At 69.7% G+C, this 18,586-nt stretch carries 20 protein-coding genes and 5 tRNA genes; 18 read left to right on the forward strand and 7 right to left on the reverse strand.

Annotation, left to right across the window (positions count from 1 at the left end):
• The coding region (locus CR470_RS13765) for a sensor histidine kinase (RefSeq protein ID WP_143663808.1) at nucleotides 1–2,321 on the reverse strand (2,321 nt) is incomplete at its 3' end.
• Nucleotides 2,322–2,907: 586 nt separating this feature from the next.
• On the opposite strand from CR470_RS13765, the gene CR470_RS13770 reads away from it, so the two are divergent.
• From CR470_RS13770 to CR470_RS13810, 9 genes are all read left to right on the forward strand, one after another.
• Nucleotides 2,908–3,090, forward strand: coding sequence for a hypothetical protein (locus CR470_RS13770; protein WP_097867886.1), 183 nt, complete (start codon nucleotides 2,908–2,910; stop codon nucleotides 3,088–3,090).
• Nucleotides 3,091–3,358: 268 nt separating this feature from the next.
• On the forward strand, nucleotides 3,359–4,144 hold the full coding sequence (locus CR470_RS13775) for a fumarylacetoacetate hydrolase family protein (protein WP_097867887.1): 786 nt from the start codon (nucleotides 3,359–3,361) through the stop codon (nucleotides 4,142–4,144).
• Entirely contained in the window at nucleotides 4,137–5,612 is a 1,476-nt protein-coding gene (gltX, locus tag CR470_RS13780) for a glutamate--tRNA ligase (RefSeq protein ID WP_097867888.1), read from the forward strand. Before CR470_RS13775 ends, gltX begins: the two co-directional genes overlap by 8 nt.
• Before the next feature lie 101 nt (nucleotides 5,613–5,713).
• On the forward strand, nucleotides 5,714–6,433 hold the full coding sequence (locus tag CR470_RS13785; RefSeq protein ID WP_097867889.1) for an HAD family hydrolase: 720 nt from the start codon (nucleotides 5,714–5,716) through the stop codon (nucleotides 6,431–6,433).
• 88 nt (nucleotides 6,434–6,521) lie between these two features.
• Nucleotides 6,522–6,593 (forward strand) — tRNA-Gln (locus tag CR470_RS13790).
• 38 nt (nucleotides 6,594–6,631) lie between these two features.
• Nucleotides 6,632–6,704, forward strand: a tRNA-Glu gene (locus CR470_RS13795).
• A 60-nt stretch (nucleotides 6,705–6,764) separates the two neighbouring features.
• Nucleotides 6,765–6,837, forward strand: a tRNA-Glu gene (locus CR470_RS13800).
• 12 nt (nucleotides 6,838–6,849) lie between these two features.
• Nucleotides 6,850–6,921 (forward strand) — tRNA-Gln (locus tag CR470_RS13805).
• A gap of 20 nt (nucleotides 6,922–6,941) precedes the next feature.
• Nucleotides 6,942–7,014, forward strand: a tRNA-Glu gene (locus CR470_RS13810).
• A 209-nt stretch (nucleotides 7,015–7,223) separates the two neighbouring features.
• Here CR470_RS13810 and ndgR read toward each other — a convergent pair.
• Nucleotides 7,224–7,940 (reverse strand): IclR family transcriptional regulator NdgR, encoded by a 717-nt coding sequence (gene ndgR, locus CR470_RS13815; protein ID WP_003966003.1) that lies wholly within the window; start codon nucleotides 7,938–7,940, stop codon nucleotides 7,224–7,226.
• A 175-nt stretch (nucleotides 7,941–8,115) separates the two neighbouring features.
• Here ndgR and leuC point away from each other — a divergent pair, with 175 nt between their 5' ends.
• The 4 genes from leuC to CR470_RS13835 all read left to right on the forward strand — a co-directional run bounded on the left by leuC (nucleotide 8,116) and on the right by CR470_RS13835 (nucleotide 11,288).
• Complete coding sequence (gene leuC, locus CR470_RS13820; protein ID WP_097867890.1) at nucleotides 8,116–9,543, forward strand: 3-isopropylmalate dehydratase large subunit; 1,428 nt, start codon at nucleotides 8,116–8,118, stop codon at nucleotides 9,541–9,543.
• 2 nt (nucleotides 9,544–9,545) lie between these two features.
• Nucleotides 9,546–10,139 (forward strand): 3-isopropylmalate dehydratase small subunit, encoded by a 594-nt coding sequence (gene leuD, locus CR470_RS13825; RefSeq protein WP_097867891.1) that lies wholly within the window; start codon nucleotides 9,546–9,548, stop codon nucleotides 10,137–10,139.
• A 104-nt stretch (nucleotides 10,140–10,243) separates the two neighbouring features.
• Nucleotides 10,244–10,471, forward strand: a complete 228-nt coding sequence (locus tag CR470_RS13830) for a hypothetical protein (RefSeq protein WP_032790676.1) — start codon at nucleotides 10,244–10,246, stop codon at nucleotides 10,469–10,471.
• A 142-nt stretch (nucleotides 10,472–10,613) separates the two neighbouring features.
• On the forward strand, nucleotides 10,614–11,288 hold the full coding sequence (locus CR470_RS13835) for an HU family DNA-binding protein (RefSeq protein WP_097867892.1): 675 nt from the start codon (nucleotides 10,614–10,616) through the stop codon (nucleotides 11,286–11,288).
• Nucleotides 11,289–11,407: 119 nt separating this feature from the next.
• On the opposite strand, the gene CR470_RS40470 is transcribed toward CR470_RS13835, so the two are convergent.
• Nucleotides 11,408–11,611: a hypothetical protein gene (locus CR470_RS40470; protein WP_097867893.1), complete on the reverse strand. Its 204-nt coding sequence runs from the start codon at nucleotides 11,609–11,611 to the stop codon at nucleotides 11,408–11,410.
• A 10-nt stretch (nucleotides 11,612–11,621) separates the two neighbouring features.
• Nucleotides 11,622–12,308 (reverse strand): 2-phospho-L-lactate guanylyltransferase, encoded by a 687-nt coding sequence (cofC, locus tag CR470_RS13845; RefSeq protein WP_097867894.1) that lies wholly within the window; start codon nucleotides 12,306–12,308, stop codon nucleotides 11,622–11,624.
• Nucleotides 12,309–12,455: 147 nt separating this feature from the next.
• Between cofC and CR470_RS13850 the strand changes: the two genes are divergently transcribed.
• Genes CR470_RS13850 through CR470_RS13860 form a run of 3 tightly spaced genes read left to right on the forward strand, consistent with a single transcriptional unit; the run spans nucleotide 12,456 to nucleotide 15,425 of the window.
• The gene (locus CR470_RS13850) at nucleotides 12,456–13,208 is read left to right on the forward strand and encodes a lysophospholipid acyltransferase family protein (protein ID WP_097867895.1); all 753 of its coding nucleotides are present in this window, start codon (nucleotides 12,456–12,458) and stop codon (nucleotides 13,206–13,208) included.
• Nucleotides 13,205–14,215: an NAD(P)H-dependent glycerol-3-phosphate dehydrogenase gene (locus CR470_RS13855; RefSeq protein WP_097867896.1), complete on the forward strand. Its 1,011-nt coding sequence runs from the start codon at nucleotides 13,205–13,207 to the stop codon at nucleotides 14,213–14,215. Before CR470_RS13850 ends, CR470_RS13855 begins: the two co-directional genes overlap by 4 nt.
• 34 nt (nucleotides 14,216–14,249) lie before the next feature.
• Nucleotides 14,250–15,425, forward strand: a complete 1,176-nt coding sequence (locus CR470_RS13860; RefSeq protein ID WP_097867897.1) for a D-alanine--D-alanine ligase family protein — start codon at nucleotides 14,250–14,252, stop codon at nucleotides 15,423–15,425.
• Between the two features lie 19 nt (nucleotides 15,426–15,444).
• On the opposite strand, the gene CR470_RS13865 is transcribed toward CR470_RS13860, so the two are convergent.
• Together CR470_RS13865 and CR470_RS13870 are read right to left on the reverse strand one after the other, a co-directional pair.
• Nucleotides 15,445–15,933 (reverse strand): DUF3515 domain-containing protein, encoded by a 489-nt coding sequence (locus CR470_RS13865; protein ID WP_097867898.1) that lies wholly within the window; start codon nucleotides 15,931–15,933, stop codon nucleotides 15,445–15,447.
• 20 nt (nucleotides 15,934–15,953) lie between these two features.
• Nucleotides 15,954–16,187, reverse strand: coding sequence for an Lrp/AsnC family transcriptional regulator (locus CR470_RS13870; RefSeq protein WP_097867899.1), 234 nt, complete (start codon nucleotides 16,185–16,187; stop codon nucleotides 15,954–15,956).
• Nucleotides 16,188–16,406: 219 nt separating this feature from the next.
• Between CR470_RS13870 and CR470_RS13875 the strand changes: the two genes are divergently transcribed.
• Together CR470_RS13875 and thiD are read left to right on the forward strand one after the other, a co-directional pair.
• Nucleotides 16,407–17,387 carry a thiamine-phosphate kinase gene (locus CR470_RS13875; protein ID WP_032790668.1) on the forward strand — a complete coding sequence of 327 codons (981 nt, stop codon included), beginning with the start codon at nucleotides 16,407–16,409 and terminating at the stop codon, nucleotides 17,385–17,387.
• A gap of 36 nt (nucleotides 17,388–17,423) precedes the next feature.
• On the forward strand, nucleotides 17,424–18,254 hold the full coding sequence (gene thiD, locus CR470_RS13880; RefSeq protein ID WP_097867900.1) for a bifunctional hydroxymethylpyrimidine kinase/phosphomethylpyrimidine kinase: 831 nt from the start codon (nucleotides 17,424–17,426) through the stop codon (nucleotides 18,252–18,254).
• A gap of 97 nt (nucleotides 18,255–18,351) precedes the next feature.
• On the opposite strand, the gene rpmB is transcribed toward thiD, so the two are convergent.
• A complete protein-coding gene (gene rpmB / locus CR470_RS13885) occupies nucleotides 18,352–18,537 on the reverse strand; it encodes a 50S ribosomal protein L28 (RefSeq protein ID WP_003965989.1) in 186 nt (61 codons plus the stop codon).
• Nucleotides 18,538–18,586 lie beyond the last annotated feature (49 nt).

Consider the following 18,586-nt stretch of genomic DNA (forward strand, 5'->3'; position numbering starts at 1 on the left):
AGATGTGTATAAGAGACAGGTCCACCGCTGAGGCTCTTGGCGGCCGGACCGCCCGGTCCACCGCCCAGGCCCGCGCGCTGGCCGCTGCCGGCGCCGTTCCCGTTGCCCGCGAGCAGACCGCCCGGGGCGCCGGGCTGCTGACCGGGGCCCTGCTTGGACGGCGGCTGCTTGCCGCCGTGCGCGACGTCGACGGGCAGCATGACCAGCGCGGTCGTACCGCCGGAGTCGGAGGGGCGCAGCTGGATGCGGATGCCGTGACGCAGCGACAGCCGGCCGACCACGAACAGACCCATGCGGCGGGAGACGGAGACGTCCACGGTGGGCGGCTGCGCGAGCCGCTCGTTGATCGCGGCGAGGTCCTCGGGGGAGAGGCCGATGCCGGTGTCGTGGATCTCGACGAGCACGCGCCCGTCGGGCAGCGCGTGACCGGTGACCTTGACCTTCGTCTGCGGCGAGGAGAACGACGTGGCGTTCTCCAGCAGCTCGGCGAGCAGGTGCACGAGGTCGTTGACGACCCGGCCGGCGACCTCGGTGGCGGGCACAGCGGACAGCTCGATGCGCTCGTACTGCTCCACCTCGGAGGCGGCGGCACGGAGCACGTCGACCAGTGGGACGGGCCGGGTCCACCGGCGTCCCGGCTCCTCGCCCGCGAGGACGAGGAGGTTCTCGCCGTTACGGCGCATACGGGTCGCGAGGTGGTCGAGCTTGAAGAGCGAGGACAGCTGGTCCGGGTCGGCCTCGCGGGACTCCAGCTCGGAGATGAGCGAGAGCTGGCGCTGGATGAGGCCCTGGGAGCGGCGCGAGAGGTTGGTGAACATCGCGTTGACGTTGCCCCGGAGGAGGGCCTGCTCGGCGGCGAGGCGGACGGCCTCACGGTGCACGTCGTCGAAGGCCGCGGCCACCTGGCCGATCTCGTCCCGGGAGTGCACGCCGACGGACTCCACGGAGGTGTCGACGTCCTGCGGGTCGGTCTCGGAGAGCTGCTTGACGAGCTCGGGCAGCCGGTCCTGGGCGACCCGGGTGGCGGTGTCCTGCAGACGCCGCAGCGAACGGATCATGGAGCGGGCCACCACGAAGGCGCCGACGAGCGAGACGCCGAGCACGATGAGGATGACCGCACCGTTGATGATCGCCTCGCGCTGGGAGGCCTGGCGCAGCTCGCGGGCCTTGGCCTCCATGTCGCTGAGGAGGGTGGCCTCGATCGTCTCCATGGCCTTGATCTTGATGGTGCTCTGGTCGTACCAGTCGAGGTACGACCGGACCTGCTTGCCCTCGATCCCGTTCGTGGTGTCCAGGATCCGCTTGGCGTACATGTTCCCGGCGTTGATCTCCGGGTTGCCGTTGTCCAGGGGAGCCATGAGCTCCTCGGCGCTCTCCCCGGTCGTCCCGTAGATCGTCTTGAACGAGGTGAGGGCCCGGGACTCCTTGGCGAGCGCGTTGGAGCCGAACTGCCGGTCGTTCGGGTTGAGGTGCGGCTCCTTCACCGAACCGCCCGGCAGCGCCGCGGCGATGACCGCGCGCTGGACCGAGGCGTACTCCTTGGCGGAGGAGAACGCCGCCAGGGCCCGGGTCCGCTTGATCATGTCCGGGTTGCTGGTCGCCTGCGCCATGTCCTGCGAGAGGCTCAGCAGCGAGGTGATCAGCTGGTTGTACTGGTCGATGGTGTTGAGGCTCGGCGCGCCCTCTTCGTACGCCGTCTTGCGGATCGTACGGATGGTGCCGAGCTGGGAGGCGATCTGCGAGATGCTCGCGTGGATGCTGTCGAGCGCCTCGTCGCCCTCGGAGTCACCGATCGAGTCGGTCTCGTCGAGGAAGGCGTCCTTGGCCCGGTCGGTCTTGTCCCGGGGCCCGGTGACCTTGTAGTCGGTGGGCTTGGACTTGTTCGACAGCGGACCGGCCGACTGGTCGCGCTCCACCTGCAGCGCCTGGGCGAGCGAGGTCGCCTGCTTGGTCATCTTGGTCAGCAGCTGCATGTGCTCCAGCTGCTGCTTGTCGGTCATGGACTCGTTGATCCTCAGACCGCCCAGGCTGGTCGCGACGACCACGGGGAGAGCGAGGAGCGAGACCAGACGCGTGCTGATGCTCCAGTTACGGAGCGCTACGCGCGAACCCGTGTCGACCGGGCCGCGCGGTTGCGCGGGCGTGTTCGGCTCCGCGCCGCCGCTCGTCGTGGAGCCCGAGCGCTGCGCACGGTCGCTGTTGTCGCCGGCACCGGCCGGCCCGGGGTTCTGGGCGTGCTGGGGCGAGGAACCGCGGTCGGTCCCGCCGCGCGGCTCCTGTTCCGCCGGAGCGCTGCCATCCCTCTTGAAACGTCCCTGCACTAGCGTCGCAACCTCTGGACCAGGCGTCCCGCCCGCGTGTGCGGACAAGAACGGTGTCGGCGTCGTGGGGCACTGGACGTGCCCCATGGGTGGTCGTATGAGTGACCGGCGTGCTTCCCCCTCCCGCCGCCACTCGGCGCTGCGTTGCGCCCCTGCGCGCCGGATCCTGAAACCCGCGGCGGTGCGTGGAATTCCAGCACAGTGCAGGATCTCCAACAAGGCCCATGTACCGGGCTGTGACCTGGGTGACACGTTGTGATGAACGGGTAACAAGCAGTGGAGAGTGATCATGGGCAAAGCGGACCATTGAGGAGGAGTCGCCTAGGGGTAGGGGGTGTCCCAGTCGCGACGATCAGGAGCGGAATGGTGGATTCAGTGATGCAATGTCCGTTTTCTGGACCAAGGTCAACTGTCCATTATGGGGCAATTGTCTATTAGTTCGTGAGCAAACTCACACGATGATCGTCGCCTCATCCCGGCTCCGGCGGGGAATCGGATGTTTAGCCTGACGCTTTACAGGGATGGCGAATCCGACAAGCCGGCGCCGCGACGAGCGACGCCCTCACCGACAGGGTCCTGACCGCAGATGAAGACGACGACGATGTTCCGCAACATTGCCAACCCCCGGCGCACCACGCTGGCGCACCTCAAGGACGCCGAAGCGCTGCGTACGCCCCCCCAGCCGGAGCACGCCGCCGACCTGCCGACCGTGACGGCCAACCCGCGCCGCACCATCCTGATGGAAGCCCCGGTCACGGCCGCCCGGTAATACCCGGACGGCTCCCCCTCCATACGCGAGGCTGTCCCCTCTCACCGCGCCAGCGCCTCGCCCGGCGCGGATCGCCCCGTCGCGCCGCCCAGCAGGCACGCTCGCGGCGTTGGCCAAACGCCCTGGTAGCTCCGCTGCAAGGGCCTTCGGCCGCCTTGCGATCGCACGCACTGGACGACGCTCCTTTTGGGACGATCCGCGCCGGGCGAGGCGCTAGCCTGGAGCGTCAGTCTTCAGTCAGCCAGCAAGTGAGGGGCGACAGCATCCCGTGCGCATCGCCAGGTTCTCCATCGACGGCAATGTCGCCTTCGGCGCCGTCGAGGGACAGGGCACCGTGGAATCCGGTGACCTCGTCCTCGACATCATCAAGGGCATTCCGTACGCCGACTTCGAGCTCTCGGGCACCAAGGTCCCGCTGAACAAGGTCAGGCTGCTGCCCCCCGTGCTCCCCAACAAGGTCGTGGCCATCGGCCGCAACTACGCCGAGCACGCCGCCGAACTCGGCCACGAGGTCCCCGACGCGCCGATCACCTTCTTCAAGCCCACCACCTCGGTGATCGGCTCCGGCGACGCGATCGAGTACCCCTCCTTCTCCGACGAGGTGCACTACGAGGCCGAGCTGGCCGTGGTCATCGGCCGCATGTGCCGTGAGGTCCCCCGCGAGCGGGTCAAGGACGTCATCCTCGGCTACACCTGCGCCAACGACGTCACCGCCCGCGATGTGCAGCAGCGCGAGAAGCAGTGGGCCCGCGCCAAGGGCTTCGACACCTCCTGCCCGCTGGGCCCCTGGGTGGAGACCGACGTGGACCCCCACGACCTCACCATCCAGGCGACGGTCAACGGAGAGCAGCGACAGCTCGGCCGCACCAGTGACATGGTCCGCTCCATCGAGGACCTGATCGTCCACATCACGGAGGCCATGACGCTGCTCCCGGGCGATGTGATCCTCACGGGCACCCCCGCGGGGGTCGGCCCCCTGCACGTCGGCGACGAGGTCGCCGTCACCATCGAAGGCATCGGCACTCTCACCAACAAGGTGATCAAGCGTGGCTAACGCACCAGTCCGTGTACGTTTCTGTCCCTCCCCGACCGGCAACCCGCACGTGGGCCTGGTCCGGACGGCGCTCTTCAACTGGGCCTTCGCCCGGCACCACCAGGGCACCCTGGTCTTCCGGATCGAGGACACCGACGCGGCGCGCGACTCCGAGGAGTCCTACCAGCAGCTGCTCGACTCGATGCGCTGGCTGGGCCTGGACTGGGACGAGGGCCCCGAGATCGGCGGCCCGCACGCCCCCTACCGCCAGTCGCAGCGGATGGACCTGTACAAGGACGTCGCCGAGAAGCTGCTCGCCGCCGGGTACGCCTACCCCTGCTACTGCACCACCGAGGAGCTGGACACCCGCCGCGACGCCGCCCGCGCCGCCGGCAAGCCGTCCGGCTACGACGGCCACTGCCGCGACCTCACCGCCGAGCAGAAGGCCGCGTACGAGGCCGAGGGCCGCAGCTCGATCGTCCGCTTCCGGATGCCCGACGAGGCCATCACCTTCACCGACCTGGTCCGCGGCGACATCACCGTCCAGCCGGAGAACGTCCCGGACTACGGCATCGTCCGCGCCAACGGGGCCCCGCTCTACACGCTGGTCAACCCGGTCGACGACGCCCTGATGGAGATCACCCACGTCCTGCGCGGCGAGGACCTGCTCTCCTCCACCCCGCGCCAGATCGCCCTGTACCGGGCGCTCATCGAGCTGGGCATCGCCAAGGACACCCCGGCCTTCGGCCACCTGCCGTACGTCATGGGCGAGGGCAACAAGAAGCTCTCCAAGCGCGACCCGCAGGCTTCGCTCAACCTCTACCGCGAGCGCGGGTTCCTCCCCGAGGGCCTGCTGAACTACCTCTCGCTGCTCGGCTGGTCGATCGCCGAGGACCGGGACATCTTCTCGATGGACGAGCTGATCGCCGCGTTCGACATCAAGGACGTCAACGCCAACCCGGCCCGCTTCGACCTCAAGAAGTGCGAGCACATCAACGCCGAGCACATCCGCATGCTGGATGTGAAGGCCTTCACCGAGGCCTGCGGTCCCTGGCTCCGCGCGCCCTTCGCCCCCTGGGCCCCGGAGGCCTTCGATGCGGAGAAGTGGACGCGGATCGCCCCCTACGCCCAGACCCGGGTCACGGTGCTCTCCGACATCACCGACAACGTCGACTTCCTCTTCCTCGACGAGCCGGTGGAGGACGAGGCGTCCTGGACCAAGGCGATGAAGGGCGACCCGGCCGCGCTCCTGACCACGGCCCGCGCCAACCTGGAAGCGGCGGACTGGAGCGACCCGGAGTCCCTGAAGAACGCCGTCCTCACCGCCGGCGAGGCCCACGGACTCAAGCTCGGCAAGGCGCAGGCCCCGGTCCGCGTCGCCGTCACCGGCCGCACCGTCGGCCTCCCGCTCTTCGAGTCCCTGGAGATCCTGGGCCGCGACAGGAGCCTGGCCCGCGTGGACGCCGCACTGGCGAAGCTGACCGCGTAGGCGACGAGCACGCCACCCCGAGGAGGGCCGCAGCCGACCGGCTGCGGCCCTCCTCGGCTTCTGCCCTCCGCCGGCGCCTCCGGGCGGCTACCGTGAGATCCATGCCGATTCGAGCCGTGCTCTGGGACATCGACGACACGATCTTCGACTACTCGGGCGCCGACCGCACCGGAATGCGGCAACACCTGGAGCGCGAGGGCCTGCCCGAGGCGTATGCCTCGGTGGACGTGGCCCTCGATGCCTGGCGCGCGCTGAGCGTCCGGCACTGGGCGCGCATGACCGCCGGAGAGACGGACTTCCGCGGGCAGCGGCGGGACCGGGTACGGGAGTTCCTGTCGCAGGACCTGGAGGACACCGAGGCCGAGGCGTGGTTCGGACGGCACGCCGCTCACTACGAGGCCGCCTGGGCGCTCTTCCCGGACGTACTGCCCGTACTGGACCTGCTGGCCCGCGACTACCGGCACGGGATCCTGTCCAACGCCAACACCCACCACCAGCACCACAAGCTCACCGCGCTCGGCGTCCGCGACCGGTTCGAGTCGATGGTCTGCGCCGTGGAGCTGGGGATCTCCAAGCCGGAGGCCGGCGCCTTCCACGCGGCCTGCGAGGCGCTCGGGGTGGAGCCGCACGAGGTGGCGTACGTGGGCGACGAGCCCGACATCGACGCGAGCGGAGCCGTGGCCGCCGGGCTGACGGGGATCTGGCTCGACCGGCGGGGGAGGGGCGGGAGGCCGGACCTCGTGACGATCACCGGGCTCGACCAGCTCCCCGGCCTGCTGGCGGGCGATACCCGTTTTGGAGCGCCGGACACCTTCGGGTAATGTTCTTTCTGCGCCGCCCGAGCGGGCCGAAAAGATCCGGCCGGGAGCGCAGACAGAAGTGAGGCCCCCACCAGGGGTTGCATTTCAATGGGCTATGGTGTAATTGGCAACACTACGGTTTCTGGTACCGTCATTCTAGGTTCGAGTCCTGGTAGCCCAGCGCAAGACCAAGCAGTACGAGCAAGATCAGCAGGACAAGCCCCCGTTGTGTAGCGGCCTAGCACGCTGCCCTCTCACGGCAGTAGCGCCGGTTCGAATCCGGTCGGGGGTACAGATCCTTCCCGCGAGAACACCTGGGTCGCACCCACGTTTTCGATGCAGGATCGCTAGGGCCCCCGTTGTGTAGCGGCCTAGCACGCTGCCCTCTCACGGCAGTAGCGCCGGTTCGAATCCGGTCGGGGGTACTTGTCACACCATGGGCTATGGTGTAATTGGCAACACTACGGTTTCTGGTACCGTCATTCTAGGTTCGAGTCCTGGTAGCCCAGCGCAAGTCAGCAGTAACCACGCCCCCGTTGTGTAGCGGCCTAGCACGCTGCCCTCTCACGGCAGTAGCGCCGGTTCGAATCCGGTCGGGGGTACAACAGAGCAGTACAGGAAGGCCCTTCACTTCGGTGGGGGGCCTTCCCGCTTGTCCGGAGCGTGGCACTCCGCGCCAAGTCACCCGCCCCGCACCGTGGTTGCGCCCGGCAGTGGTCGCGCCGGAGGGGAGGCCCGGAAAGGGAAATGGGCCGCCACGACGCTGGGGCGGCCTTCCGGAAGTTCGGTCAGGAGGAAGTGGCGTACGGCGTCAGCCCGTGCGGCGCAGGGCCTCGCTCAGCCGCGCCGCGGAGTCGATGACCGCCTGGGCGTGCATCCGGCCCGGGTGGCGGGTCAGCCGCTCGATCGGCCCGGAGACCGAGACCGCCGCGACCACCCGGTTCGAGGGGCCGCGCACCGGAGCGGAGACCGAGGCGACGCCCGGCTCCCGCTCACCGATCGACTGGGCCCAGCCCCGCCGCCGTACGCCGGAGAGCGCCGTCGCCGTGAACCTGGCGCCCTGGAGGCCCCGGTGCAGACGCTCCGGCTCTTCCCAGGCCATCAGGATCTGGGCGGAGGAGCCCGCCTTCATCGTGAGGGTCGAGCCGACCGGCACCGTGTCCCGGAGGCCCGACAGCCGTTCCGCCGCCGCCACGCAGATGCGCATGTCGCCCTGCCGGCGGTAGAGCTGCGCGCTCTCGCCGGTGATGTCGCGCAGGTGGGTGAGCACCGGTCCGGCCGTGGCCAGCAGGCGGTCCTCGCCCGCCGCGGCTGCCAGTTCCGACAGTCGGGGGCCGAGAATGAACCGGCCCTGCATATCCCTCGCCACCATCCGGTGGTGTTCCAGTGCCACGGCCAGTCGATGGGCCGTGGGCCGTGCGAGCCCGGTCGCCGCGACCAGCCCGGCGAGGGTGGCCGGACCGGACTCCAGGGCGCTCAATACCAGAGCTGCCTTGTCGAGAACGCCGACGCCGCTAGAGTTGTCCATACGACGATACTCCCGTCTCACTCTGTGAAACGCAAGTTCAATTTTCGGCGGAAGTTGCGAACCTGTGGAGGCGGCCGCACGACGGCTCGTAGCCACCGCCCCGCACGGGGGTTCCGGACGGAGGCGCACCGAATCTCTAGTTGGGCCGGCGAAGAAGCCGGCCGGAGGGAAAGCGATGGGTAGGACACTCGCGGAGAAGGTCTGGGACGACCATGTCGTCCGACGCGCGGAGGGCGAGCCCGACCTCCTCTTCATCGATCTGCACCTGTTGCACGAGGTGACCAGCCCGCAGGCCTTCGACGGGCTGCGTCAGGCCGGACGTCCGGTACGACGCCTCGACCTCACCATCGCCACCGAGGACCACAACACCCCGACCCTCGACATCGACAAGCCGATCGCCGACCCGGTCTCACGCGTCCAGCTGGAGACCCTGCGCAAGAACTGCGCGGACTTCGGCGTCCGGCTGCACCCGCTGGGCGATGTCGAGCAGGGCGTCGTGCACGTGGTCGGCCCGCAGCTGGGGCTGACCCAGCCCGGCACCACCGTGGTCTGCGGCGACTCCCACACCTCCACGCACGGCGCGTTCGGCGCGCTGGCGTTCGGCATCGGCACCAGCCAGGTGGAGCACGTCCTCGCCACCCAGACGCTGCCGCTGGCCCGCCCGAAGACCATGGCCATCACGGTCGAGGGCGAACTGCCCGACGAGGTCACCGCGAAGGACCTGATCCTGGCGATCATCGCCCGGATCGGCACCGGTGGCGGCCAGGGCTACATCCTCGAATACCGCGGCTCCGCCATCGAGAAGCTCTCGATGGAGGCCCGGATGACCATCTGCAACATGTCGATCGAGGCCGGCGCCCGCGCGGGCATGATCGCCCCGGACGCCACCACCTTCGACTACCTCAAGGGCCGCGACCACGCTCCCGAGGGCGAGGACTGGGACGCCGCCGTCGCGTACTGGAAGACCCTGCGCTCCGACGACGACGCGGTGTTCGACGCCGAGGTCGTCATCGACGCCACCGAACTGGCCCCGTTCGTCACCTGGGGCACCAACCCCGGTCAGGGCGCGCCGCTGTCGGCCAACGTCCCCGACCCGGCTTCGTACGAGGACGCCTCGGAGCGTTTCGCCGCCGAAAAGGCCCTGGAGTACATGGGGTTGACCGCCGGGCAGCCGCTGCGCGACATCAGCGTCGATACCGTCTTCGTAGGTTCGTGCACCAACGGCCGCATCGAGGACCTGCGTAACGCTGCCTCGATCCTGGACGGCCGCAAAATCGCCGAAGGCGTAAGGATGCTGGTCGTCCCCGGCTCGGTCCGGGTCGCGCTCCAGGCCGTCTCCGAGGGCCTGGACAAGGTCTTCACCGAGGCCGGCGCCGAATGGCGGCACGCGGGCTGCTCGATGTGCCTGGGGATGAACCCCGACCAGCTGGCTCCCGGCGAGCGCTCCGCCTCCACCTCGAACCGCAACTTCGAGGGGCGGCAGGGCAAGGGCGGCCGCACCCACCTGGTCTCGCCCCAGGTCGCCGCCGCCACCGCGGTGCTGGGCCATCTGGCCTCGCCCGCCGACCTGTCCGACGCCCGTACCCCCGCCGGAGTCCGATAGCCATGGAAGCATTCACCACGCACACCGGCCGGGCCGTTCCGCTGCGCCGCAGCAACGTCGACACCGACCAGATCATCCCCGCGCACTGGCTGAAGAAGGTCACCCGCGACGGGTTCGAGGACGGGCTCTTCGAAGCCTGGCGCAAGGACGAGAACTTCGTCCTCAACCGCCCCGAGCACCAGGGCGCCTCGGTCCTGGTCGCCGGCCCCGACTTCGGTACGGGCTCCTCCCGCGAACACGCGGTCTGGGCCCTGCAGAACTACGGCTTCAAGGCCGTCGTCTCCTCCCGTTTCGCCGACATCTTCCGCGGCAACTCGCTGAAGAACGGGCTGCTCACCGTGGTCCTGGAGCAGAAGGTCGTCGACACCCTCTGGGAGCTCACGGAGGCCGACCCGACCGCCGAGGTGACCGTCGACCTGGAGGCGCGCCAGGTGCGCGCCGAGGGCCTCACCGCCGACTTCGAGCTCGACGAGAACGCCCGCTGGCGACTGCTCAACGGCCTCGACGACATCAGCCTCACCCTTCAGAACGAAGCGGACATCGCCGCGTACGAGGCGGCCAGGCCCGCCTTCAAGCCGCGTACCATTGCCGCCTGAGCAGCGCTTTTCCAGGTCCGCGCCCCTTGCCTCCCGGCAGGGGGCGCAGTCGCTTGTTGAGACCCCGTCGGGCGACAACTCGCCCCAGATGGCACAATCGGTGCATGGAACGCGACAGCCAACTCAAGCTCTATGGCCAGGTCGCCGACCGATTGAAGGAAGCGCACGCGAAGGTGCGTGCACTGCAAGTCCCGGAGAGCGTACGGATGGCGCTGACCCGGAAGCTGCTGGTCGTCACGGCCGCGGCGAAGCACGATCTCCCGGACGCGGCAAGGCGTCTGGACCGGTTGATGAAGGACCTCGATGAGGGCCGATTCCCCGAAGGTGACTGACACGTGGAACTGCGCATCGGTCGACTTCGTTGCGGCACTAGGGTGATTAGCCCGTTTCGTGTTTGATTTGCGGTATATATCTGCCTAACGTGCGAAAAAGCTTGAACACTTTCGTTCTGGCAATGTCTCCGAAGGGGAAGACGTGAACAAGGCGCAGCTCGTAGAAGCGATTGCCGACAAGGTCGGCGGCCGTCAGCAGGCCGCAGACGCCGTCGACGCGGTACTCGACGCGATCGTCCGTGCCGTTGTGGCCGGGGACCGTGTCTCGGTCACCGGCTTCGGCTCGTTCGAAAAGGTCGACCGCCCCGCCCGGTACGCCCGCAACCCGCAGACGGGTGAGCGCGTCCGGGTCAAGAAGACCTCGGTGCCCCGCTTCCGCGCGGGCCAGGGGTTCAAGGACCTGGTGAGCGGCTCGAAGAAGCTCCCCAAGAACGACGTGGCCGTCAAGAAGGCCCCCAAGGGCAGCCTCTCGGGCGGATCTTCCGCCGCCCGTACGACGGTGAAGGCCGCCGCCGCCAAGAAGTCGGCCGCCAAGAAGGCCACCGCGAAGAAGACCACCGCCAAGAAGGCGACTCCGGCGAAGAAGACCACCGCCGCAGCCAAGAAGGTCACCGCGAAGAAGACCACCGCCACGGCCAAGAAGGCCTCCGCGGCCGCCAAGAAGGCGACTCCGGCGAAGAAGGCCGCGACGACCGCCAAGAAGGCCTCTCCCAGCAAGACCGCGCCCGCCAAGAAGACCACGGCGAAGAAGGCGCCCGCGAAGAAGACCACGGCGCGCACGACCACGGCCAAGAAGGCCACCGCACGCAAGAAGTGAGACCGGGCACCCGCTCGCTCATCACCACGCGCCGGGCCGGGCTCCCCTCCGGGGGAGCCCGGCCCGCGGGCTGTCCGGGCCCCGTTCGGCCCAGCGGCGTCGCTCCGGCCGGGAGCGGGTCAGAACGTCTGCAGGGTCACCAGGGTGATCCGCAGGGCCGCTCCCTCACCCTCGCCCTCGATCCGCACCCGCTGCCCCGGACGCAGCAGCAGCAGGCCGCCCGCGTCGAAGGCCGGCGCGCCGAAGTCCACCGGGGTGCCGTCGTCCAGCAGCACGCTGCCGCTGCGGGTCTCGGGGTCGTACGTGTACGAGGTCGCCTGCATGGGCGGCAGCCTATCGGTCACGGGACGGGGCGGGTACGGCCGCGATCCGCGCCGTGTGCGACCCCACCCCCAGGGCCAGAGCGACCCGCAGATCCTCGCCCGTATCCACGTCCCGGCGCACCGAGTCGACGCCGTGCAGCGCGATTTCCACCGCCCCCGACGCCAGGTGCCGGGCCCCGGACGGACCGCCGAAAGCCGGACGGAATTCCGCACCGCTCGCGGCGGCCAGAAATGTCGTTCCGATTCCCGCCGCGTCCCGCAGAAAAGCGTTGGGAAAAGCGGAAGCGAAATCGAGCACCCGCGCCAATTCGCCGGTGCGCAGTGCCGGCAGATCGGCGTTGAGCGCGGCCACCGCGGCGGCGGGCCGCAGCGTCCGCGCGGAGCGTGCGCCGTGCGCGAGCGCCGCGTTGAGCCCGGCCCCCGGAGCGTCCGGCACGACGTGTGCCCCGAGCGTGGAGAGAGCCGCCGCGGCCACGGCGTCGTCCGTGACGACCACCACATCCCGCACCAGGGAACAGGCCAGCGCCGCGGCCACCGTGTCCTGCGCGAACGCCAGGGCCAGCCGGGGCCGCGCATCCTCGCCGACCGCCCGTCCCAGGCGGCTCTTGGCCCGTGCGAGCGGCTTCAGCGGAACGACCAGGGACCAGGGCCCGGCCGGATCGGTGTTCGTGGCGATCTCCCCCTCCGTACGTGTCAGGACTTATTCTCGCCTGCCGGTAGGACAACCTGGAGGACCACTACCGAACGTGAGGCGTACGGTGTTCTCGACAGAGCAGGGGTCTGGGGCGAGACTTGACCGTCAGTAGCCAGGCTGCAGGTCGAAGTCCTTAAGGAAGGTGTCCGAGTGTCCCGCCGCAGAATCGGCTTCTGGTACCGCCTGGCGGCGGTCATCGCCAAGCCGCCATTGGTGGTTCTGTTCAAGCGCGACTGGCGGGGGACGGAACACATTCCGGCCGACGGCGGATTCATCACCGCCGTCAATCACAACTCCTACCTGGACCCGCTCTCCTACGGCCACTTCCAGTACAACACCGGGCGGGTGCCGAGGCTCCTGGCGAAGGCCGGCCTCTTCCGCACCCCGTTCGTCGGTATGATGCTGCGCGGCACCGGCCAGATCCCCGTCTACCGCGAGACCACCAACGCCCTGGACGCCTTCCGGGCCGCCGTCGACGCCATCGAACGCGGCGAGTGCGTCGCCTTCTACCCCGAAGGCACCCTCACCCGGGACCCCGACATGTGGCCGATGGCCGGCAAGACCGGGGCCGCCCGGGTCGCCCTGATGACCAAGGTGCCCGTCATCCCGGTCGCCCAGTGGGGCGCCAACCTCGCGATGCCGCCCTACGCCAAGAAGAACAAGTTCCGGCTGTTCCCCCGCAAGACGCTCCAGGTGCAGGCCGGACCGCCCGTCGACCTCAGCCGCTTCTACGGTCTGGAGCCGACCCCCGAGGTGCTGCGCGAGGCGACCGAGGTCATCATGGCGGCGGTCACCCGCGAGCTGGAGGACCTGCGCGGCGAGAAGGCGCCCGCCGAGCTCTACGATCACCGCAAAGCCCGTGCTGAACAACGGCGCAGGGCCCAGGGAAAGGGACCCACGTGACGCACCCCGTAAAAGCAGCCGTCTTCGGAACCGGCTCATGGGGTACGGCCTTCGCCGTGATCCTCGCCGACGCGGGCTGCGAGGTCACCCTCTGGGGACGCCGCGCCGAGGTCGCCGAGACCATCAACACCACCCGCACCAACCCGGACTACCTCCCGGGCATCGCGCTCCCCGACTCCATCCGCGCCACCACGGACGCCGCCGAGGCCCTGCGCGGGGCGGAGTTCGCCTTCCTCGTCGTGCCCTCCCAGACGCTGCGCGCCAACCTCGCCGACTGGGCCCCGCACCTGGAGCCGGACACCGTCCTGGTCTCCCTGATGAAGGGCGTCGAGCTGGGCACCGCCGAGCTGATGAGCGAGGTGATCGCGGACGTCACCAAGGTCTCCGCCGACCGCATCGCCGTCGTCTCGGGACCCAACCTGGCCAAGGAGATCGCCGAACGGCGCCCCGCCGCGGCCGTCGTCGCCTGCGCCGACGAGTCCGTCGCCCAGCGCCTCCAGGCCGCCTGCCACACCTCGTACTTCCGGCCGTACACCAACACCGACGTGGTCGGCTGCGAGCTGGGCGGCGCCGTGAAGAACGTCATCGGCCTCGCCGTCGGCATCGCGGACGGCATGGGCCTCGGCGACAACACCAAGGGCTCCCTCATCACCCGGGGCCTCGCCGAGACCACCCGACTGGGTCTGGCCATGGGCGCGGACCCGTTGACGTTCTCCGGACTCGCGGGCCTGGGCGACCTGGTGGCCACCTGCTCCTCGCCGCTCTCGCGCAACCACACCTTCGGCACCAACCTCGGCCGCGGCATGACGCTCCAGGAGACGATCGCCGTCACCAAGCAGACCGCCGAAGGCGTCAAGTCCTGCGAATCGGTCCTCGACCTGGCCCGCAGGCACGGGGTCGACATGCCCATCACCGAGACCGTCGTCTCCATCGTCCACGAGGGCAAGTCCCCGGTCGTCGCCGTCAAGGAGCTGATGTCGCGGAGCGCCAAGGCCGAGCGACGCTGACGTCTCCCCTACCAGCAGGTACGCTCATCGCGATATGAGCAGCGAGAACCTCCCCCAGAGCCCTGAGCGCGCCGAGAGCCCTGTGCCGCAGCGCCGCAAGCCCCGCGTGGCTGTCGTGTTCGGCGGCCGCAGCTCCGAACACGGCATCTCGGTCGTCACGGCCGGCGCCGTCATGAGGGCCATCGACCGGACCAAGTACGACGTCCTGCCGATCGGCATCACGACGGACGGCCGCTGGGCGCTCACCGCCGACGATCCCGAACGCATGGCCATCACCGACCGCAAGGTCCCCGACGTGGACCGGCTCACCGAGTCCGCCGAGGGCAGCGTCGTGCTCTCCGTGGACCCCGGCAGCCGTGAGGTCCTCTACAGCGAACCCGGCTCCGTGCCCAAGGCGCTGGGCGAGGTCGACGTCGTCTTCCCCGTGCTGCACGGCCCGTACGGGGAGGACGGCACCCTCCAGGGTCTCCTCGAACTCTCCGGCGTGCCCTACGTCGGCGCGGGTGTTCTCGCGTCCGCCGTCGGCCAGGACAAGGAGTACATGAAGCGCGTCTTCCTCTCCTTCGGGCTGCCGGTCGGACCGTACGAGGTCGTCCGCCCCCGCGAGTGGGACAACGACCCCGCCGCCGCCCGCAAGCGGATCGTGGACTTCGCCGGGGAGCACGGCTGGCCGCTGTTCATCAAGCCCGCCCGCGGCGGCTCCTCGATGGGCATCACCAAGGTCGACTCCGTCGAAGGGCTCGACGAGGCGATCGAGGAGGCCCGCCGCCACGACCCGAAGTTCCTCGTCGAGTCGCTGCTGCGCGGCCGTGAGATCGAGTGCGGCGTGCTGGAGTTCGAGGACGGCCCGCGCGCCAGCGTGCCCGCCGAGATCCCGCCGGTCACCGCGCACGACTTCTACGACTTCGAGGCCAAGTACATCGACTCGGCCGCCGGGCTCGTGCCCGCACCGCTCACCGAGGAGCAGACCGCCGAGGTGCGGCGGCTCGCCGTCGCCGCCTTCGACGCCGTCTCCTGCGAGGGCCTGGTGCGCGCCGACTTCTTCCTCACCGAGGACGGCGGCTTCGTCATCAACGAGATCAACACCCTGCCGGGCTTCACCCCGATCTCCATGTACCCGCGCATGTGGCAGGAGAGCGGCGTCAGCTACCCGGAGCTGGTCGACCGGCTGATCCAGGCCGCGTTGACCCGCTCCACCGGACTGCGCTGACGGATCCGGCGGCCGGCCTTCAGAACTTGCTCGGGACCGTCTTGGAGACCGGGCCGGCGAACGAGGCCAGCGGCGTGATGTCGTGGGCGTACGTCGAATCCAGCGTGACCTCGACGTACGCCTCGCGGTACGTGCTGGTGAACCGCGGTCCGGAGCCCTCGGGCTCCTCCAGCATCCACTGCACCCCGTCCGCCTCGACGCCCTGCGACTGGGGGTCGTCCATCTTGGCGGGCCGGGGGACCCCGCAGCGCAGTACGATCGCCCCGTCCCCCCAGCCGGCGGTCAGCTCCGAATCCGGGGAGGGGTCGCTGCGTTCCAGTTCGAGTACGGTCTTCGGCAGTTCCTCGTGCAGGGCCTCGCAGTACGCGGCGGCCTCCGAGGACGGTGTGGGAACCGTGATCGAGGGCTGCGCGTCGCTGAGGGAACAGCCCGCCGCGGCCAGTACGAGCACGGCAGCGGACGGACCGAGGAACATCGAGCGGGCGGAACGGCGGGCGGATGACGTCACCGGCCCAGCCTAGACGGGGGTCAGAGGTGGACGACCGGGCAGGTCAGGGTTCGTGTGATGCCGTCCACCTGCTGGACTTTGGCGACCACCATGCGGCCGAGTTCATCGACCGTGTCTGCTTGGGCCCGCACGATCACGTCGTACGGACCGGTGACGTCCTCTGCCTGGATGACTCCCGGGATCTGGGAAATGGTCTCGGCGACGATCGACGCCTTGCCCACTTCGGTCTGGATGAGGATGTACGCCTGTACCACGGAACCTCCAGGGCGGCCACGAGGATCATGTGGGGGAAAGGGACGCCACGTTATCGCGTTGCCGCGGGCCACGGGGAGACCTACGGGCCGGATGACGTCCACAGCGTGGCGTACAGAGCGCAGAAGTTGACGTATCTCTTGACGGTACCGACAGCACAGACGGCTCGCGACCGGGGGCCCGGACGGGTGTCCGGGGCGATAAAGGAGAGGTGAGACTCGGTGAAGGGAACCGTGGGCGAGTTGGGGGAGTTCGGGCTCATCAGAGAGCTCACGTCCCGGCTCACCACCACTCCGGCGGTACGGCTGGGGCCCGGCGACGACGCCGCCGTCGTGGCCGCCCCCGACCGCAGGGTCGTGGCCAGTACGGACATCCTGCTGGAAGGCCGGCATTTCCGGCGTGACTGGTCGACGGCGTACGACGTCGGCCGCAAGGCAGCCGCCCAGAACCTCGCCGACATCGCGGCCATGGGCGCCGTGCCCACCGCGCTGCTCCTCGGCCTCGTCGTCCCCGCCGACCTCCCCGTCACCTGGGCCGCCGAACTGATGGACGGGCTGCGCGACGAGTGCCAGGTGGCGGGCGCCGCCGTGGTCGGCGGCGATGTGGTCGGCGGCGACACGATCACCGTCGCGATCACCGCCCTCGGTGACCTGCGCAACCACGAACCGGTCACCCGGGCCGGCGCCCGCCCCGGCGACGTCGTCGCGGTCACCGGCTGGCTCGGCTGGTCCGCCGCCGGTTACGCCGTGCTCTCCCGCGGCTTCCGCTCGCCCCGCGCCTTCGTCGAGGCCCACCGCCGCCCCGAACCGCCGTACCACGCGGGCCCCGCGGCCGCCGGGCTCGGTGCCACCGCGATGACCGACGTCAGTGACGGCCTCGTCGCGGACCTCGGACACATCGCGGAGTCCAGCAAGGTCCGCATCGACCTGCGCTCCGGCCTCATCGACATCCCCTCGCAGATGTCCGACATCGGCCAGGCCGTCGGCGTCGACCCGCTCCAGTGGGTGCTGACCGGGGGAGAGGACCACGCGATCGTGGCGACCTTCCCGCCGGACGTGAAACTGCCCGCCCGCTGGAAGGTGATCGGCGAGGTCCTCAACCCCTCCGCCCTGCCCCAGGTCACCGTCGACGGCGCGCCCTGGACCAGCAAGGGCGGCTGGGACCACTTCGGCTCCATCGAGGACACCCAGCCGCGCGCGTGAGCGGGGGACGCGCGCGCGAGCATTAGATTGCTGCGTATGCCCCTAGTGCCCATACGTACCGCTGTCCCGCCCCGTGTGCTCACCGTCGCCGGATCCGACTCCGGCGGCGGTGCGGGGATCCAGGCCGATCTGAAGACGATGCTCGCGCTCGGCGTGCACGGCATGAGCGTGCTCACCGCCGTCACCGCGCAGAACTCCCTCGGCGTCCAGGGCGCGTGGGAGCTTCCGGTGGACGCCGTACGCGCCCAGTACCGCAGCGTCGTCGACGACATCGGCGTCCAGGCCGTGAAGACCGGAATGCTCGCCTCCGCCGCCCTCGTGGAGACCGTCGCGGAACTCCTCGCCGGAACGGACGCCCCCGTCGTCGTCGACCCGGTCGGCGTCTCCAAGCACGGCGACGCGCTGCTCGCCGCCGAGGCCCTCGATTCCGTGCGGACGAAGCTGCTGCCCGTGGCCACCGTCGCCACCCCGAATCTCGACGAAGTGGCCCAGCTCACCGGGGTCACGGTCACCGACGAGAGCGGGATGCGCCGGGCCGCCGAGGAGATCCTCGCCTTCGGACCGCGCTGGGTCGTGATCAAGGGCGGTCACCTGCCCGGTGAGGCGGTGGACCTGCTCACCGACGGGAGCGCGGAACACTGGCTGCGCGCCCCCCGGCACGACAACCGCCACACCCACGGCACCGGCTGCACCCTGGCCTCGGCCATCGCCTCCGGCCTCGCGCTCGGGAGGGACGTGCCCACGGCGGTACGGGACGCGAAGACGTACGTCACCGGCGCGATCGGGGCCGGCTTCCCGCTCGGCGGCGGCATCGGCCCCGTCGACCACGGCTGGCTGACCCGCCCGGCCGCCGATCCGGGCGCGTGATCAGCGCCTGATCAGGCACCGAGCACAGCAAAAAGCCGGTCCACCGAGGTGGACCGGCTTTTCTGGGCAACCGGAAGGCTGCGCTACGACGGGGACGTCAGCGCGCGACCTTGCCGGCCTTGATGCACGAGGTGCAGACGTTGAGCCGCTTCGGCGTCCGACCGACCACTGCACGCACGCGCTGGATGTTGGGATTCCAGCGACGGGACGTACGGCGGTGCGAGTGCGAAATGCTGTTGCCGAAGCTCGGCCCCTTGCCGCAAACGTCGCAGTTGGCAGCCACGGGTCACTCCAAAGACTTCAGATGCACTTACAGTGAATTCCGGCGCGCC

Origin of the sequence: Streptomyces sp. rh34 (assembly GCF_002551245.1) — a bacterium.
In the GTDB taxonomy this organism is placed as follows: domain Bacteria; phylum Actinomycetota; class Actinomycetes; order Streptomycetales; family Streptomycetaceae; genus Streptomyces.